The organism is Pseudomonas wadenswilerensis (assembly GCF_024749185.1).
GTDB lineage: Bacteria > Pseudomonadota > Gammaproteobacteria > Pseudomonadales > Pseudomonadaceae > Aquipseudomonas > Aquipseudomonas wadenswilerensis.
This window is the reverse complement of sequence record NZ_CP087191.1, coordinates 2864696-2882467: the sequence shown is the minus strand read 5'-3', so window position 1 is coordinate 2882467 and position 17772 is coordinate 2864696. Positions and strand designations below refer to the sequence as shown.

At 63.9% G+C, this 17772-nt stretch carries 14 protein-coding genes; 9 read left to right on the top strand and 5 right to left on the bottom strand.

Annotation, left to right across the window (positions count from 1 at the left end; genetic code table 11):
* The first annotated feature begins 97 nt into the window (after positions 1-97).
* On the top strand, positions 98-1129 hold the full coding sequence (locus tag LOY45_RS13205; protein WP_258579271.1) for a hypothetical protein: 1032 nt from the start codon (positions 98-100) through the stop codon (positions 1127-1129).
* 165 nt (positions 1130-1294) lie between these two features.
* On the opposite strand, the gene LOY45_RS13200 is transcribed toward LOY45_RS13205, so the two are convergent.
* Both LOY45_RS13200 and eprS read right to left on the bottom strand, forming a co-directional pair.
* Complete coding sequence (locus LOY45_RS13200; protein ID WP_258579305.1) at positions 1295-4312, bottom strand: autotransporter outer membrane beta-barrel domain-containing protein; 3018 nt, start codon at positions 4310-4312, stop codon at positions 1295-1297.
* 173 nt (positions 4313-4485) lie between these two features.
* Positions 4486-7485, bottom strand: a complete 3000-nt coding sequence (gene eprS / locus LOY45_RS13195; RefSeq protein WP_258579270.1) for an autotransporter serine peptidase EprS — start codon at positions 7483-7485, stop codon at positions 4486-4488.
* A 270-nt stretch (positions 7486-7755) separates the two neighbouring features.
* Here eprS and LOY45_RS13190 point away from each other — a divergent pair, with 270 nt between their 5' ends.
* The 6 genes from LOY45_RS13190 to LOY45_RS13165 all read left to right on the top strand — a co-directional run bounded on the left by LOY45_RS13190 (position 7756) and on the right by LOY45_RS13165 (position 13928).
* Positions 7756-8481, top strand: a complete 726-nt coding sequence (locus LOY45_RS13190) for a hypothetical protein (RefSeq protein ID WP_134062682.1) — start codon at positions 7756-7758, stop codon at positions 8479-8481.
* Between the two features lie 99 nt (positions 8482-8580).
* Entirely contained in the window at positions 8581-9240 is a 660-nt protein-coding gene (locus LOY45_RS13185) for a YcxB family protein (RefSeq protein ID WP_258579269.1), read from the top strand.
* 239 nt (positions 9241-9479) lie between these two features.
* Positions 9480-9710, top strand: coding sequence for a hypothetical protein (locus LOY45_RS13180; RefSeq protein WP_258579268.1), 231 nt, complete (start codon positions 9480-9482; stop codon positions 9708-9710).
* A 101-nt stretch (positions 9711-9811) separates the two neighbouring features.
* On the top strand, positions 9812-11275 hold the full coding sequence (locus LOY45_RS13175) for a DUF7868 domain-containing protein (protein WP_115089574.1): 1464 nt from the start codon (positions 9812-9814) through the stop codon (positions 11273-11275).
* A 12-nt stretch (positions 11276-11287) separates the two neighbouring features.
* Positions 11288-12064 carry a copper chaperone gene (locus LOY45_RS13170; protein WP_134062678.1) on the top strand — a complete coding sequence of 259 codons (777 nt, stop codon included), beginning with the start codon at positions 11288-11290 and terminating at the stop codon, positions 12062-12064.
* On the top strand, positions 12057-13928 hold the full coding sequence (locus LOY45_RS13165) for a hypothetical protein (protein ID WP_258579267.1): 1872 nt from the start codon (positions 12057-12059) through the stop codon (positions 13926-13928). Before LOY45_RS13170 ends, LOY45_RS13165 begins: the two co-directional genes overlap by 8 nt.
* On the opposite strand, the gene LOY45_RS13160 is transcribed toward LOY45_RS13165, so the two are convergent.
* Complete coding sequence (locus tag LOY45_RS13160) at positions 13869-14999, bottom strand: SDR family oxidoreductase (RefSeq protein ID WP_258579266.1); 1131 nt, start codon at positions 14997-14999, stop codon at positions 13869-13871. The genes LOY45_RS13165 and LOY45_RS13160 overlap by 60 nt on opposite strands.
* Before the next feature lie 73 nt (positions 15000-15072).
* Between LOY45_RS13160 and LOY45_RS13155 the strand changes: the two genes are divergently transcribed.
* Both LOY45_RS13155 and LOY45_RS13150 read left to right on the top strand, forming a co-directional pair.
* Complete coding sequence (locus LOY45_RS13155; protein ID WP_115089570.1) at positions 15073-15462, top strand: MerR family transcriptional regulator; 390 nt, start codon at positions 15073-15075, stop codon at positions 15460-15462.
* Between the two features lie 68 nt (positions 15463-15530).
* On the top strand, positions 15531-15656 hold the full coding sequence (locus tag LOY45_RS13150; protein ID WP_258579265.1) for a hypothetical protein: 126 nt from the start codon (positions 15531-15533) through the stop codon (positions 15654-15656).
* A 99-nt stretch (positions 15657-15755) separates the two neighbouring features.
* On the opposite strand, the gene LOY45_RS13145 is transcribed toward LOY45_RS13150, so the two are convergent.
* The gene (locus LOY45_RS13145) at positions 15756-16196 is read right to left on the bottom strand and encodes a carboxymuconolactone decarboxylase family protein (RefSeq protein ID WP_115089569.1); all 441 of its coding nucleotides are present in this window, start codon (positions 16194-16196) and stop codon (positions 15756-15758) included.
* A gap of 121 nt (positions 16197-16317) precedes the next feature.
* Positions 16318-17769 (bottom strand): efflux transporter outer membrane subunit, encoded by a 1452-nt coding sequence (locus tag LOY45_RS13140; RefSeq protein WP_258579264.1) that lies wholly within the window; start codon positions 17767-17769, stop codon positions 16318-16320.
* Positions 17770-17772 lie beyond the last annotated feature (3 nt).

The following is a 17772-nucleotide window of genomic DNA, read 5'->3' as shown; positions in this document are numbered from 1 at the left end:
AGCATCGCGATTTGTCGCAGATAGATGTGGGAGCAACTGACTTGTTTGCCCCTAAGATATGATGCCCGCCCGTCAGACAACTGGAAGCCCGATCCGCATGCTCAAACCCTTGACCCTCCTGACGCTCGCCTGTGCTTCTAGCTATGCCAACGCCGCGCCCAGCGACCTTGTCGGCGTCTGGCAAGGCACCCTCGGCAAGACCGCGATCACCGCCTGTTTCAACGCCGCCCCCGACAGCAACGGCAGTTACTACTACCAACGCTTCCTGACGCCGATCCAGCTTACCCGGGAAAAGGCCGGCGCACCCTGGGCCGAAGCCGGCAAGACGGGGTTCTGGCAACTGGACGCGCCCCAGGGCGATACGCTGGCCGGAACCTGGAGCAAGGCCGCAGGCGGCACGCCGTTGCCCTTGGCGCTGACGCGTTCAAGTGCCGAAGGCTGTGGCGGCGACGCCTATAACGCGCCAATGGAGGCGGCACCGCTACCGGTCAAGGTAGAGAAAGAAACCTTCGGCGAGCACGCCTATCAGGTCAGGACCCAAGGCGCCCAGGTGACCTTGAAGCTGGAGGGGGATGGCCCGGCTATCCGCAAGATCAATCAACACCTGGCACGTCTCGCGGTCAGCTCCGAGGGCCAGCAAGCGTTCTTCAGCGAGCGACGCGAATACCTGGGCCGCAGCGGCTCCGCCGACACCAGCGAGATCAGCGTCGCCCCCACGTACTGGTCGTCGCAGTGGATCACCGTCAGGTTTTACCGCTGGACCGCAGGCTATGGTCGCGGCGGCATCAGTTGGGGCCTGCATACCTGGAACCTGCAGACCGGCGAAAGCGTCGATCCCTGGACCTGGATCGGTGCGCGTTTTGAGTGGTACAGCCCCTACTCCGGGCATGTCAGCCTGCCGAAAGCATTCGCCAGCTGGCTCCAGACTCAGGCCACAGCGGACAGCGACTGCCCCGGCGTGGCGAGCTACGACTCCTACGACCTGAGTTTCGACGCCCAGGGCATGCGCCTGGCTAACCAGCCCACCGGCGATGGCTGTGACGTAGACGTGACTTTCAGCTGGAAGCAGGTGGAGCCGCTGCTGTCGGCACAAGGTCGGGCAGCGCTGCCGAGCTTGCAGGTGCCGTGAGCAACGCCTGGATGTAACCTGGTGCGCCATGTGGCGGGCATCGCGCTCAAGCATGGCGCGGGAGAAGGCCAGCTCCGCCCGCAGAATTGCCAGCTGCACCATGCACTGCTTGAGCACCCGGCATCGGCTGGGCACTCAGGGCCTTGCATATCTGTTGCCGGGGCCTCAGAACGCCCAGTCCAGGGTCAGGCCGACCCCGTGGCTCTTGTCGCGACTACCCAGCAGTCCGTTATAGTCCAGGTTGACCCGGGCCTGGCGACCCAGGGCGATCCCCGCCCGTGCACCGACCACCGCCGCATCACGATCCAGGGACAGCGCCTGGACCGTGTAGGTATCGCCCTGGCCAGCGAAGGCCAGGTGCTGGTCGGCCCCGGTGGAACTCAGGTTGTGCTGCCAGCCCAGGGTGGCGGAAAGCTCCACCGCCTGGCCGCCGGACAATTGCAGTTGCTTGCCGGCGCGCATGCCCAGGGTCGAGAGCCAGGCATCCCGATTATCCTGCCCACCCTTGAGCGCAGCAGCGCCGCCATGTTCCTTGAAGCTGTCGCTGGCTATATGCACATAGGCCAGGTTGGCGAACGGCTCCAGCGCCATGCTCGGCAGTGCGACCTTCCAGGCGGCCTCGCCGAACACCTGAGTGCTCTGGGCATCGCGCTTGCTCTTCTGGCGATCGCTGACCTCGTTGTACTGCAGCTCGCGCTTGGTCTCGATCCGGTGCCAGCTATGGCTGCCGCCCAGGCTCAGGCGCATCTGCTCCAGTTCCTTGCCGGCATAGGCACCCAGGTGGTAGCTATCGACGCTGGCCGAGGAATGACGACCATCGCCCATGCTCAGCGAACTGTCGCTGTAGCCGGTGAAGACCCCGACGCGGGTGTCCTCGCTCATCTGCCCGTCAATCCCCAGCAACATGCCGCCAATGGAACTGCTATAGCGCGCCCGACCGGAATCACCCTCGGCCTTGCCCCAGGCCCCCAGGGCCTTGACCCACAGGCCGTTGTCCTGGCCTTCCACGGCCGGCGCGGCGGCGACGCCCTGCTGACGGGTTCGCTCGCCCACGGCGTCGCGCAACTGGCGGCTGTCGTTGAGCAGCAGGTTGCCCACCGCCGGGTGGATTTCCCCGGACAGTTGATCGAAAGCCTGCTGGGCGCTGCCGGCATTGGCCGACAACAGCAGGCTCTCGTAGACCGGGTTGCCCGCGCCGAGCTGATCGGCGGCCGCGGCCACCGAACGCTGGTTGGCGGTCAAGCCGACACTGGCGAAAGAAGTGGCGTTACGCTGCACCGCCAGCTGCACCCCGCTGCCGGTATAGGCCAGGCCACCGCCGAGGAACAGTGAGTTGGACTGCACACTGGCGAAACCGCCCTGCACGCCGCCCGCGGCCTCCAGGATGTCGAACTGACGCCCCACCAGGCTGGTTGTCCGCTGGGACTGCAGCGAAACCCCGGGGTTCTGCAGGTCCAGGGCCAGGTTCGCACCGTCCAGGGAAGCCTTGCCATCGCTGACCAGGCGGTCGCTGCCAGCGGCATCCACCTCTACGGCATAGGTCGAGCCCGGCTGGAAGGTCACGTCGGAACTCACGTGCAAGGTGCCGATGGAGTTGCCTGGCGCCACCACGCCGCCGGCGTTGGCCAGCAGCGCGCCGACCCGGCCATTGCCGCCCAGCACGCCGCCGGCATTGACCGTCACCGCCGATTGCAGCGAACCATTGACCGCCAGCCGTCCCTGGTTGACCAGGGTCGGGCCGGAGTAAGTGCTGTTACCGGTAAGCACCAGGGTACCGATGCCCTGCTTGGTCAGGCCGCCATGGCCAGCGATATCGTTGCTCCACAGGTCCAGCCCGCAGCCCAGGTCGTTGCAGCGCCGCTGGGTCGGCTTGCCGGCATCCACCAGGGCGCCGATACCCGGCAGATCGACCACGAACTGGCTCGGGCCGTAGCCACCGGCGATGCGGAACGCCTCGGGAATGTCCTGTTCGGTGACCAACATGCCCGGGCCCCGGAGCCCCTTGTCCAGGTCGATCATGCCCCAGCCGTACAAGGCATCGATGCCGGGCGTGCCCATGTCGGTGGCGGTGGTGCGCAGCACGCTGGCGATCTGTGCGCCGCTCATGTAGGGGAAGCGCTCCATCAGCACCGCCGCCGCACCGGCGGCATGGGGCGCGGCCATGGACGTACCGTTCTTGTTGGCATAGCCCTGGGTCAGGTCTTCCAGGCTGGTGCCGCCAATCACCGCGCTGTAGATCCGGGTGCCGGGGGCCGATACGCAGAGGCTCGCGGTATAGCCGCAACGGGAAGAGAACGTGCTGATCAGGTACGGGTTGGCGCTGCTGGTGTCGGGGTTCTGCTGTAACGCCGCCACGGTCAGCCAGTTGGGGGCAATCTCCGGCACGAAATAGCCCAGCCCGGCAATCGCATCGGGGTTGTTCAGGTTGTAGTCGTTGCCGGCGGCGAAGATCGTCATGACCCCGCTGCGGGCGGCGGCGATGGCCCCGTCATAGGCGCCACCGGGCATGGTGCCCAGCAGTGGCTGGATCTGCGCGAACTGCGCCCGGGCATCGTCCACGGTGAAATGCGGGAACTCCGGATTGCGCCCACCCTTGGCGAAACGATCGGTGATGCCGATGCCCCAGCTGTTGTTGATGATCCGCGCGCCGCTGGCCACCAGGCTGTCCCAGCCGGCCTTGTACACCGCGCCATCGTTGCCCAGGACGATGCCATCCTCGGGGCCGGGGTCGCCGTTGTCGGCGCTGATGATCTGCGCATCGAAGGCCACGCCGTGCATCGACACGCCGTCACGGTTGCCGGCGGCGATCCCGCCGACGTGGGTGCCGTGGGAACCGAGCTTGCCATCCGAGCCCACCGACGGGCTGCCGTCATAGCGGAAAACATCGCCGGCCTTCACCGGGATGTAGGGGTCGGTGTACTGGCGGATGCCGGTGGTGACCAGGGTCACCATCTTGTCCTTGCCGGCGAACTCGGGGTGCTGGGCGTATACCGGCTGGTCGAAGATCCCCAGCTTGACCCCCTTGCCGCTGTAGCCGGCGGCATAAGCGCTGTCGGCGTGGATCGCCCCAAGCCCCCAATCGGCCTTGAATTCGCTGCTGCGCCAGCTGCCGGCGTCGCCGAGGCGCCCACTCTCCACGTAGGGTGCGGCCTGGGCCGTGCCCATCAGCGCCGCCCAGCCCATCAATGCGCGACCCAGTGGGGCCAGGGACCAGCCCTGCCCGAGCGCGCTGTCATCCTTTCTGACTTGCTTCACTACGACCTTCCTTAGTTGCATTGATAAAAAACCGCGTTGGTCAAACTCCGTATTGCAACGCCTGGCCGGCGAGCCCTTGGCCCCACCAGCGCCACAGCGCTTCAGAAACGCCATTGCAGGTTGAGTCCCGCGCCATGCTGTTGCTCACGACTGGCCAGGCGCCCCTGGTAGTCCAGGCTCAGGTCCAGGTCGCGGGTCAGCCCCACCCGTGCCTGGAGCCCCACCAGCGCGGCATCGCGCAAGGCCGGCGCAGTCTCCACCCGGAACGGCAGGTCGCTACCGGCAAAGGCCAGGTGCTCGCGATCCTGGGTCCCGCTCAGGCGGTGCTGCCAGCCCAGGCTTGCCGCCAGCTGCAGGTCTTGCTGCGGGCCCAGTTGCCATTGCTGGCGCCCACGCAGGCCCAAGGTGCTAAGCCAGGCATCACGCTGCTCGTCGCGAGCATGCAGCGCCGCGGCATCGCCCTTCTCATGGAAGGCATCGCGGTCCAGATGCTGGTAGGTCAGGTTGACGAAGGGCTCCAACTGCAGCGCCGGCAAAGCCAGGCGATAGGCCGCCTCGGCGAATAACTGCTGGCTGCGGGCATCGACCCGTGCGCGCTGGCGGCCGGACACCTCGGCATAGGCCAAGTCGCGCCGGACCTCGGCACGGTGCCAGCTGTAGCTGCCGCCCAGGCTCAAGCGCAACTGGTCCAGGTCGTGGCGGGCATAGGCGCCCAGGTGGTAGCTGTCGACCGTGGCCCGGGAGTGGCTGCCGCCCATGCCCAGGGAGCTGTCGCTGTAGCCTGCGGCCAGGCCGGCGCGGGTCTGCTCGTCAAGGTCATGGTCCACGCCCAGCAGCATGCCGCCCAGGGAACTGGTATAGGACTCGCTGCCCTGCACGCCCTCGATGCGTCCCCAGCTGCCCAGGCCCTTGAGCCAGAGCTGGGTCGAGCCTGGCTCGCTCGCAGTCGTTCCAGGCGCGTTGGCATTCAGTGCAGGACCTTGCACACGCTCGCCCAAGGCATCGCGCAAGACCGAGCCCTGGCTGGACAGCATCGAGTCCAGCGCCGGGTAGATCTCCCCGGACAGCTGCCGCAGGCCGTCCCGGGCCTGGTCCGCCGAGGTCGAGAGCAGCAGGCTTTCATACACGGGATTGCCCGGTCCCAGGCGCTCCACGGCGCCGCCGCTGGCGCGCTGGTTGGCCGTGGCACCGACGCTGGCGAACGTCGTGCCGCTGCGCGTCACGTCCAGCTGCACGTCGTTGGCCGAATAATCGAGTACGGTCCCCAGAAACAGGTAGCTGGGCTGGACCTGGGCGAAACGCCCGTTGACCCCACCCGCTGCCTGCAGGATGTCGAACTGGCGCCCCACCAGGCTGGATACCGGGCCACCGGCCAACAGGTTCGGCTGCGCCTGGGGCACCAGGCTGAGATTGGCACCACCGACACTGGCCTGACCGCCCACGACGAGCCGGTCGCTGGCCGTGGGCGAAAGCTCCACCTGATAGGTCGAGCCCGGCTGCAAGTCCAGGTTGCCGGCGACATTCAAGGTACCGATGGAGTTACCCGGGGCCACCACGCCCCCGGCGCTGGCAGTCAGGGCACCGATCCGGCCGTTGCCGCCCAGGGTAGCGCCTGCGTTGACCGTCACCGCCGATTGCAGGTTGCCGTTGACCGCCAGCAATCCACCATCGACCCGGGTCGGGCCGCGGTAGCTGCTGTCACCCGTGAGCACCAGCCAGCCGGCCCCGGACTTGACCAGACTGCCCTGGTAGACCCGCTGCGCGGCAGCCGCGTCCCGGGCCATGCCCAGGGCATAGTCGCTGCGATCCTGCTGGCTGGCTCCCGGTGCCAGGCCATTCTCCCAGCCGCGATCCTTGAGGGTCTGCTGCCAGGCTTGGCGTTCCGCGGCGTCCTCGGCCTGACGCTGTAGCAGGGCCTGGTCGGAGATACCGTTGCTCCAGATATCGCCCTGCCCGCGGCCCAGGGTGACGTCGAATTCACCCAGTAGCTGCCCGGGGCCGTGCAACGCCCGGCTCAGGTCCGGGACGCCCCAGCCCACACGGTCGCTGGGCCCCTGGGTCGGCGAGCCATCGAGCTGGCGCGAGGTGGTCAACAGCACTTGCAGGGCCTGCTGGTTGTTCAGGTAGGGATAACGCTCCATGACCAGGGCCAAGGCCCCGGTGGCATGGGGCGCGGCCATCGAGGTGCCGTTGTAGGTGGCGTAGCCGCCACCGGGCACGGTACTGGTGATCGCCGCACCCGGGGTCGCCAGGCACCAGTACTTGGCGATGCCGCACTGGTTGTATTTCTGCTGGTTGTTCTTGTCCAGGCCCGACACCGCCAGCCAGTGGCCTTCCAGCTCCGGCTGGAAGTACGGCAGCGCCGAGCGCACGCTGGCATTGGCATAACCGCTGTTGCCGGCGCTGAACACGTTGATCACGCCACGGCGCGCCACGTCGCCGGCAGCGTCGAGCCAGGTGTCCTGCTGGAAATGCTGGGCGTAGGCCGCGCGCAAGTCGCCCAGGGTCTGGTAGCTGACCCCCTTCGGCTGGCTGCCCCAGCTGTTGTTGATGGCCCGCGCACCGGCATCCACCAGGGCACCGTAGACCGCCTTGAAGTACCGCGGATCGGGGCCGGTGCCGAACTGGAAACTGTCGTTGTGGTTGGTGTTGCCCACGTAAACCTGGGCATTGAAGGCCACGCCCTGCATGCCAACGCCATCACGGGCCGCGCCCATGGTGCCGGTGACATGGGTGCCATGGCTGTCGTTGGCGCCATTGAGCACCCCGGACACACTGAACGGGGTGCCGTCCAGGTACTGGCCGGTGGTGGTAACCGCGTGAAAACGTCCGGGGCTGGCCTCGGGATGGGCGGCATCGAAACCCGAGTCCAGGGCGCCGATGCTGACCCCGGCACCGGTGATCCCGGCGGCATAGGCCTGGCTCGCCTGCATGCGCTCCAGGCCCCAGTCCTGCTGGTATTCGGCCGACCGCCAGCTGGCGGGGTCGCCCGGGCGGCCGGTCTCTTGATAGGCCGCCGCAGCCGACAGCGGCAGCCCGGTGGCGAACGCCAGGCACAGGGTGCCCGTCAGCGTCTTGAGCTGATCACATCTAACATCCATGTCGATGACTTCTCTTGTTTTTGTTGTCGGGTCGCCCGTCCTGGGTCGACCAGTGTGTCGCTGCATTGCTCGGCCGCAAGCCAAGGAAGCAGCCTGCGGCTGCAAATATTGCTCCTACGTCGAATATCTGTGCAACACCTAGCGTCGAGTTCCGTGACGATAACCAGGTTGTCCGGCAAGATGGCGAAAAGCTCACACCCTGCACACAGAGCCGTGACAGGTGCGGCCCGCCATCCCCAACCACCAGCACACCCCGAGGCACCCCAGTCGATGGACCCGACGCACATCCACGCTCTGCAACGACTACGCAGCTTGATCCCCATCAGCCTGCGCCACGCCCAGATCCTGCTGGAACGCTGCGCAAGCAACCCCGAGCAGGCTGCCGAACTCTATAAAACCGAACTGCTGCAGGTGCTGGCGGACAAGTCCGGGCTGCCCCCCGATCAAGCCCAGGAATATCTGCACAACGCAGGCTATGACCTGAACCGCGCCTTGAGTGCTCTGGAACAAGCGCGCTTCACCCTGACCCGGCGCATCCTGCGCAAACATCACCAGGACAAGGCCCGGGCCCTGGACCTGATCGCCCAGGCCATCGAAACCGCCGAACAATTGCCACGCCAGTACTGGCTGGCCTTCGAGCGGCTGGAGCAACTGGCCCCGGCACCGCGCTGCTTGATGGTGCTCCACGAATGGCTGGCCTTCGAGGACTGGGAAGGCTTCGACAGTGCCCTGCACTTTCATCTGCCGCAGGCCATCGCCCAGTTCAGGCACCTGCAACTGGATGCCCTGGCGGACACCCTGGAACAGGCCGATCAGCGCCAGCGACAGCTACGGGCAGCCCATGCCGAGCGCGAAAGCCCCATCGAGCTGGCCGTGCAGGTCAATCAGGATCCGTTGTTCAACGCCTGCCGGGACAGTTTCAGCCAACAGCGGCTTCGGCTCGACGAGCGCCTGTACGAATGGGTGGAGCGCCATATAGAGCAGTTTCCAGCCTGAGTGGCGAGTTCGCGTACGCGCACAAACCGCTGCTACCCACCCCCCCGAAACTCGCTAAACTGCCGCCCTCACCGAACACGGACCTCGGATCAAGCCCTCATGGAGTTGCACTACAGCATCACCCCCGCCCATATCCAGGCCTGGATCGCCGAACCGCTGAAGCAGGAAATGCTCAAGCATGATCAGCAGCAGGCCCAGGCGATGGCCAATGTTGCCCGGTGGCAACGCCGCTTGGTCGGCCCCTTGATGTTCGCCTTGTGCCTGGTCGGCGGCATGCTGGCGCTCTATTTCCCCGAGCGACGCTTCACCGCGCAGAACGTCATTGCCATGGTGCTGTTCGCGTTGATCTTCATCCCGCTCTGGTGGCGTTTTTCCGGGCGCTGGATCAAGCACCTGCAAGCGCGTATTGCCGCCAACCACGCCAAGCCCCGGGCGCCGTTGCGCGGGCTGAATCAGCGGCTGATCGAAACCAGGCTGCGGGCGCCGCTGAAATCCGTCGAAAGCACCTATTGCCTGAGCTTCGACGACCAGGGCTTTACCCTCGACAAAGCCCGCAGCGGCAAGAGCACCCTCGCCTGGGAACAGATCGCGCGCCTGCAGGAAACACCGGACTTCTACCTCGTGGCGGGCGCGGACATGGTGCGCCAGGGCGTGGCCTGTCTCATTGCCAAACACAGTGACCTGATGCCGGCCGAGGAATATCAGCAAGGGCTGCAAGCGTTTCTGAGCCAGTGCCCAGTGGCGCCCTCAGCAAACTGATCACAGTGCTAGCACTGCAGACCGATACGCTTCGAGCACTACCGCTCAGCACCTGCCCGCAAAAACACCTTGCAGGTAAAACAACGCCGACTATGCTGCCAAAACCAGCCCTAATGGCCATTAGCCTTGAGCGGGCCGACCTCCGGTTTTGTCGTCCGGGCATCGCAACGCTGATTAGCAGAAAGCTATACACCTGACGACGCAAGCGCGTTCGCCGCGGTGTTTCCCAGGAGGGAATCATGCCTGCCGCAGGACAGTACTTGATTGCAATCCCGGTCTACGACGGTGTCGACCTGCTCGACGTCAGCGCCCCCTACGAACTGTTCAGTACAACCCCTGCCCCCCCCTTCTTCAGTGGCGATCCTTCCGTCGCCAAACCGCCGGTCTACACCCCAGGCGCCGGAAGCACCTGCAATTGCGCTCTCGCCGAGAGCATCACCAATGTGCTCAAGCGCACAGGCCCTTCCTGAGAGGCCTGCAGGCAGGTGCACACAGAGTAGCGCTGTCGCCGCGAAATGAAGTCCGGCCTCACCCCGGCAGACAGCACCCAACAGGAACGGAGGGAAATCTCATGAGTACTTCTCGTCAGGATGTCGCAAAACTCGGCCCAGGGTGGAACAAGGTATTACTGAACTACGCACTGGCCATGCAAGCGTTGGATGAACAGCCAATAGCGGACCGCAATAGCTGGAAATTCCTCGGGGCCATGCATGGATTTCATCCCCAATTATGGATCAACGAGCGCCTGATCAAGTCAGGTGCCCCGATTCCAGCGGATTTGACCAACCATACCTACGGCAATCAGTGTCAGCACGGCAGTTGGTATTTTCTGTCCTGGCACCGTGCGTATCTGTTTGCGTTCGAGGCAATCGTCGCCGCTAAAGTGAAGGAGCTGACGGGTGACGACTGGGCACTTCCCTACTGGAACTACCTCGACAGCAGCAACCCGCAAGCGCTGTACCTGCCCGATGCCTTTGTCGCCAAGACATTACCCGACGGAAAGCCAAACCCTCTGAACAAGTACCCTCGCCGCCCCGGAATCAAGGCGATCAAGCCGGTGCGCGGGTTCAGCCTTGAGGCGATGGATGAGAATGACTTCATCGTTGGTAACGGGACCCTGGGATTTGGTGGGGGGATTACCGGCAATTTCGTCCAGTTCGACGGGGTAGCCGGCGAGCTGGAGACCAACCCGCATAACACGGTCCATGGCCTCGTCGGAGGATACATGGGCAATGCCTTGCTCGCAGGTCTTGATCCGATCTTCTGGCTTCACCATTGCAACATTGATCGGCTCTGGGAGGCGTGGATGAACACGCCGGGCAAGACAATGGTTCGCGATCCGCTCTGGCTCAATGGCCCGGCAGACCGCAGTTTCATCATGCCAGTACCCGGAGACAATGCACCTGGAGTAACGTTTACCAGTAAGGACACGTTGAAAGGCGGCAAATTTTATCGGACCTATGATGATTTGATCATCGGCACGGGTGTAACGCCGGGAGTGCATGCTGTGGCACGCGTCAATATGGGCTCGCCCAGTAAACAAACCGTTCAGCCAATCGGCGCCAACGCCGCGGTCGTCAAGATCGGCGGGGCGCCGGTAGGTACCCATATTGACCTCGAACCGACAGCCGCCGCCAACAGCATGGCCACGATGGGCGCGACATCGCCAGGCAAGGAAGTGGCCCGGCTCTATCTTTCCCTGGAGTCTGTGCGCGGCTCCGCACCCTCGCCTCTGCTGGATGTGTACGTCAACTTGCCCGAAGGCGCCGACCCGGCACTTAGCCCTGACCGGTACGCCGGTAGCCTTACGCTTTTCGGTCTCAACGTTGCCTCGCAAACGGACGGCCCCCATGCAGGCAGCGGGTTGGGCTATACGATCGACATCACCGATCTGGCCCAGCGGCTGGCGGACGCCGGGGACTTTGATCCGAATCATCTGCGGGTGACCCTGGTGCCTGGAGAGCAGATAACCGATGAAGAACCTATAACCGTTGAACGCATAAGCGTACTCAAGCGAAGCGGCATCGTCAGTTGAGGGGGCGGCCTCATGCGGCCAGGCCTGGTTTTACGCAGTTTCACTTATGCCCCTTGGCCAGTGCTTCTGGCCACGGCGGGATTCGGCCTGGCCCTTTCCATTTACAGCGACGCAAGTACAGAAGGTCCCGCGTTTTGCGTGGCCACCAATGGGCTATCGATCTTCACCAGCTGGCCCGCGGTGCTGCAAGCGGAGCTCGCGGTGAACCCGATCCACCGTATCCTGGCGGGTTGGTTGTTGATGCTGTTGACCATGATGCCGCCCCTTCTGGCGATGCCACTCATGCATGTGTGGCGCTCCAGCCTGCCAAACAGGCGAATACGTGCGAGCGCCGGTTTCCTGCTCGGCTACTGCGCGCCGTGGATGGCCGCAGGCCTGGTCCTGTCGGCCCTGGCGCTGTTGCTACAGATCACTGTCGTGGACAACGCCCTGGCAATAGCCCTGCTGATCGCGTTGCTTTGGAGCGCAAGCCCGTGGCACCGTGCGGCACTCAATCGCAGCCATCAACCGCGGCGAATAGGCCTGTTCGGTCGGGCCGCCGACCGGGATTGCCTGGTCTTCGGCATGACGCATGGGGCCTATTGTATTGGCTCGTGCTGGGCCTGGATGTTGGTGCCTGTTGTCAGCGGCGCCTGGCACATTCCGATGATGCTGTTCACTGGCGTCATCATGCTGGCTGAACGGTTCACGCCTCCTGGCCCTGCGCGCTGGTGCTGGCCCCGGTTTTTTTCACCCGCTCACCTTTACACCCTCCTCACCCAGCGCAATGCGGAGCGTCCCCATGGTTAGGCGTGTTTGTCTGGCAATCGGCGTCAGCACGGTGACGCCTGTCGCGAAACTGGCCCTGGACTTCGCCTATCTGGATGGCGCCGTTTTCGCCGCTCGCGCAATGGGAGAATGGGCCCTGCGCTCGGGTTTCGGCGTCGACAACGTAAGAGTCGTCGACGACGGCTCAACCGACGGCAAAGCGAACCCGGTCACACGAGAGCGGGTACAGCGGGCCGTCGATGAACTGTTTCCGGTGGGCGCCGAGGTCGTTGACCAGTTGATCCTGTCATTTTGCGGGCATGGACTGACCGGGGCGAACTTCGGCTCGATCTTTTGGCTGTTCAGCGACTCGCTGCACATGAAGTACCGCATCGTGGTCGATGGGTTCTATGAGGAGTTACTTCTGCACGGCGTCAAACGCATAACGCTTATTACCGACACCTGCCGCGAAGCGCCGCAGAGCCTGGAGCTGATGCGGCTTGATGGTGTACGCGGGATCGTTGTACAGGGCACTCGCGTTGACAGCCCCAGATTCGACCGCCTTGCATCCTGCCAGGACGGACAGCTCGGCTATATGGTCTATGACCCTGCCGCAGCCGCACCGGGCAAATGCGTGTTCTCTGGCGTCATCGCAGACATACTCTGGGGCCTGGAACCAACCGCCATCGAAAACGGGATGATAACCACCACGACGCTGGGTAAATGCGTTCGTTCGCGAACAACCGAGCGTGCAAGCCAGTACCACCTGAAACTCGATCCGCAATGCCAGGTCGATCCCGAGTCCGTGGTGCTTTGCGACACCACGACCCCGCAGCCAGGCCCTGCCGACCTGCAACCCTGGCCATCTGGAAGCAATTCGGCGGTCCTCGGCGCAGGGAAGACCGTTGGCGTAGCGGAATCCACCGAGCAAATCCTGGAGCGCGCAAAGACCAACCGCGCCTTCCGGGATCGCCTCCTCGGCAAAGGTTTCGGGCTCAAGCCTGTCCTGCCGAAGGGGCCAGACATTCACGCCCTCAAGATCACGGCTGAGTCGGTCGCCTTGGAGGTTGAACGCCGACTCATGGAAGTCAACCGTCCCGGCAGCGCGAACCTGATCGTCTGGGGCGATCAGGCGAAGCTCCTGTCCGACCCTGCGCTCAAGCCCCTCAGATCCGATCCCCCTTTCAACGCATTCCACGTTGATGACCACTGCAAGGGGAGGCCTGTCCTGGTGGAGCTGGCCGATGGGCAATTTACCCCTGTCGTTCCTTATGTGGGTCTGTATGCGGTCGTTGCACCCAGCACCGACGGGGATGTTTTCCAGGTCTACGGAGCGCAAGGTTCCCCCGAAAGATATCGCGCGGCCCTGAGGGCCATCAATGAATTCGCCGCCGGCCGGCTTCGAGTCGACAGCCTTGATCGACTCGCCGCAGACCTGCGACACGAAAAGCACGCCGATCCGATGCTGGGCGTCATCTGCGCCTATCTCTACCGTGCCACGGCCGACTACGACAACATTCGCCGCATGGCCTATTTTTATGCTGCCCGAGACCAGGCGGTGCCCTATGACATCGCGCTTCTCGGGGCAATGCAGGTGACACGAGACAAGCATGGCGCGCTGCAATTGCATGTGCCGGCGGTGAAGGCTTGCCAATCGCGACAAGATGCGCCGGTACTCCCCGACTATGCCACGCAGGCGACAACCGCCACACTTGCCAGGATCGGCGGGCGATGCCCATGGCTCGGACTTGGCTGGGACTATGTCAAGGAACCTCGATTGGAGTGGGCCGCACTCGTCGAAGGGCTTGCTGATCATGCGGCGCGGGTTCGCCGCAGCGGATCGACCCTACTGCCTGCGGACTCGGCAAGACAGCTTGCAAAGGACTGGGGGTTGTTGCCGGGTTGATCCCCCCTTGCCCAGGCAATGTGCATTGACGAACATGGCGGTGAGTTGCAGCGCCTCGCGGATATCCGGTTTGACAATGCCATGCCGGTCAGCAAATTGCCCGGTCGCCGCTGTATCAAAACGGGTGGTCTGGATAAAGTCCAAGGCCTCGACGCTGGTATTCAATAACCGCGCGATGGCGGGCACGCTCAGGAGTATTTTCATCAGTCGCAGCGACAGGTGATGCTTCGGCGGTTTCACGCCAAGCGGTTGCGCCACCTGGGCCAGCAGTTCTCGCAAATGGGGTGTGCGCTCATCAAGGGCCAGCAGTTCCTGGCCAATCATCGCGTCATCAAAAGCGCAGGCTGCCAGCAGCTCAACCAGGTAATCCACGGTAACCAGTGGCAACCAGTGCTCGGGGCTACCTGGCACGGCCGCCAGCTTGCCCTGCACCAGGTTGCGTATCAGCGCCGCCAGGGGCTGTCCCTCAAGGATATGGCCGGTGCGACTGTGGCCGCACACTGTCGCGGGGTGGACAACGGTCATCTCCCCGCGCTGGGCCGACATGACCTGCAGGGTCGCAAAATGCGCCTCCAGCTTGCTTGCCTCATAACCACCGACCTGGCGGTAGACGGCGGGCCAGTCGGTCAGTTGCGGACGCTGGGGATCAATGCCGATGTTGCGCAGATGCGCGTGATTCTTCAGCATGTAGCCGCCGATCATCACCAAACGGCTCTTTTGCTCAGCGGCCAACAGCGCTACCTGCCTCGCCCCCTCGACGTTCACTGCGCGTGACTGTTGCAGCGACAGCCCCCACGCGAACTGGGCACCTAGATGAAACACGATGCTGGCCTGTCTTAGCCGTGCTCGGTCGGCCACACTCAGACCCAGTTCGCTCCGCTCCAGATCGCCGGCTACGGCAAACACCTGGGCGGCATTGCCCCCCAGCCTGGCAACTTGCTCGCGCAACTCAGCCAGTCGCTCCGGGTGACGCATCAAGACCCGAACCTTGTGCCCCTGGGCACTCAAATGGGCCACCAGATGCTGACCGATGAAGCCAGTACCCCCCGTGACAAAGCACTCCACGCTCATTTCTCTGCTCCTTGGTAAGGTGAGAAATCAAGCGTAAACTATCGACCCAACTCTACAGTCAAGCGATGTTTTCATGAGAATCGGCGAACTGGAAGCCCGCAGCGGAGCGAGTCGACACACCCTTCGTTACTACGAACAAATCGGCTTGATCTCACCCCAGCGGCGGACCAACAACTACCGCGTCTACACCTCGCAAACCCTGCAGGACCTGGACTTTATCCAGCGCGCACAGAGCATGGGCTTTTCCCTCGGGGAGATTGGCGAGATTCTCGATGCGCAGCGCAACAAGCTGATCGATTGTGCTGCCGGCGCGAAACTGATTGAAAAAAAGATGGCAGCGATCAAACAGAAAATCGACAGCCTCCAGAGTATTTATCGGTATCTGGACGAGGAACGCATCAACCTTGAGCGCAGTGCCGCCGAGCAAATTGAACTGCAGAAGCTCAACAGCTCTCCCAACTGACAGAAATCCTGTAGTAACGCGTCCGCACGCAAGCGCAAATCAAGGATTGGAAAACATCCTGATGCGTCATGGTCAGCGTTGAGCTGGCCACCTCCGGCAAGATTTCAGCGCGCGATATGAAGCACTGGATCGAGCAGTACGAACGTTGCGAAATCAACAGCCAGCCCGCACCCAAGGTCAGCACGGAATCATGAATCAGCTGATCGCCAGGCCGCTGGAGGCTGCCGGCTGGACTCGCCAGCGCAATGGCAATAGCGCCACGGCCTATCGTCTGAGGCAAGCGTAAGTCCAGCTCAGATGCTGGGTTTCTGCCTGAAGCTCACCGCCAGGCGGTTCCAACTGCTGATGGCGTTGATGACCATGGTCAGGTCGACTATCTCGGCATCACTGAACTGCGCTTTCACCTGACGGTAAATCTCGTCCGAGACATCGCCCTGGGTCAGCGAAGTGAGCGCTTCGGTCCAGGCCAGAGCCGCCTTTTCACGCGCGCTGAAGAAGTCGCTGCTACGCCAGACGGCCACCGAATACAGCCGGCGATCCGTCTCGCCCAGGCGACGGGAGTCAATCGAGTACATGTCGGTACAGAAGGCGCAGCCGTTCAGCTGCGAGGTACGAATCTTGATCAGGTGCAACAGTTGCTGTTCGATGCTCAGGTCATTGGTCATGGCCTCCAGGGTGATCATCGCTTTGATCGCCTTGGGTGATGCCGAGTAGTAATCGAGTCTAGATTCCATCCGTTGGCTCCACTGTCGTTGTCGATAAACTGTAGGACGCGGTGCGCCCGCGAACCACAGCCAATAACCGGGAAAAACGCCAGACCAATGAGCCACCGGCTTTCGGCCTGGCGCCCGGCCACTAGTGCTCGGTGACCTTTGCCAGTTGCGCCGGAGCGGACCCAGGCGTATCCACCCAGCCGCCGCCCAGGGCGGTGATCAAGCGGACATAGGCCCTGGAACGCTCGCCCGCCACCTGCACCTGCGCACGCTGGGCATCGAGGCTGCTGCGTTGCGCATCGATGCTCTCGAAATAGCTGGTCGAGCCATTGCGATAGCGCGTGTCGGCCAGCGCTGCAGCCCGCCCGGCAGCGTTGACCGCTTCGTCCTGGAAGGCCAGCTCGCGGTCGAGGGTGCGGATGTCGCTGAGGCTGTCCTCGACGTCCTTGAAGGCCACCAGCACCTGCCGCCGATACGCCGCCACCGCCCCGTCGTACCGGGCATTGGCCTTGTCCAGCCCCGCCTGATTGCGACCACCGTCGAGCAAGGGCATGTTCAGCACCGTGCCTAACAGCGGCCCGAGCACCCAACTGCGGCTCGACCACTTGAACAGGTCGTTGAGATCGGAGGACTCGAAACCACCCGAGGCGGTCAGCACCAGGCGTGGAAAGAACGCCGCCTTGGCGACGCCGATACGCGCGCTGGCAGCCGCCATTCGCCGCTGCGCCTGGGCGATGTCCGGGCGCCGCTCCAGCAGCTCGGACGGCAGCCCGGCAGGCACCTGCACCGTGCTTGAGTGCAACCCGCCGGCCGTCAGGCTGAACGCCGCGGGCGGCTTGCCGACCAGTACTGCCAGGGCATGATCCTGGCTGGCCCGCTGACGCATCACCGCTTCCAGCGAGGCCTGCGCCGATGCCAGCTCGGTGCGGGCCTGGGCCGTTTCCAACTCACTTCGATCGCCGGCATCGAACTGGCGCTGCACCATCTGCAGCGCCTCCTGGCGCAGGCCGATGGTCTGGGTAAGCACCGCGATCTCGCTATCCAAGGCACCCAGGCTGAAATAGCTGCGTGCCACATCCGCTTGCAAGGCCAGCAACACCGAGCGATAAGCGGCCTCCTCGCCCATGGCCTCGAGGGCGGCAGCCCGCGAGTTGTCGTGCAGTGCGCCAAACAGGTCCACTTCATAGCTGGCGTTGAGTTGGGCGCGCAGGCGGGTCTGGGTCGACCGTGCTGTACCCTGGCGCGTTGGCCCGGCCCCTACTCCCAACTGCAAGGCGCTATCGGCCTTGGCCATGCCCGCTTGCGCACGTGCCTCCTGGACCCGCGCAAAGGCCACAGTCAACGTCGGGCTCGCCTGCTCGGCCTGGAGGATCAAACGCTCCAGTTGCGGGTCGGCGAATACCCGCCACCAGCGGCCACGGTCCTTGCCGTCAGCGGGTTCTGCCAACTTCCAGCGGTCGGCATTTTCCGCGGCGATCTCGCGGTAGCTGGCCGGGATATCGACCTCGATGCTCTCTGTAGGTTTACCCAGGGAGCAGCCACTGAGCAGCACTGCCAGGGTCAGCAGGCTGTATGTGAAGGTGATGGGTTTCATGGC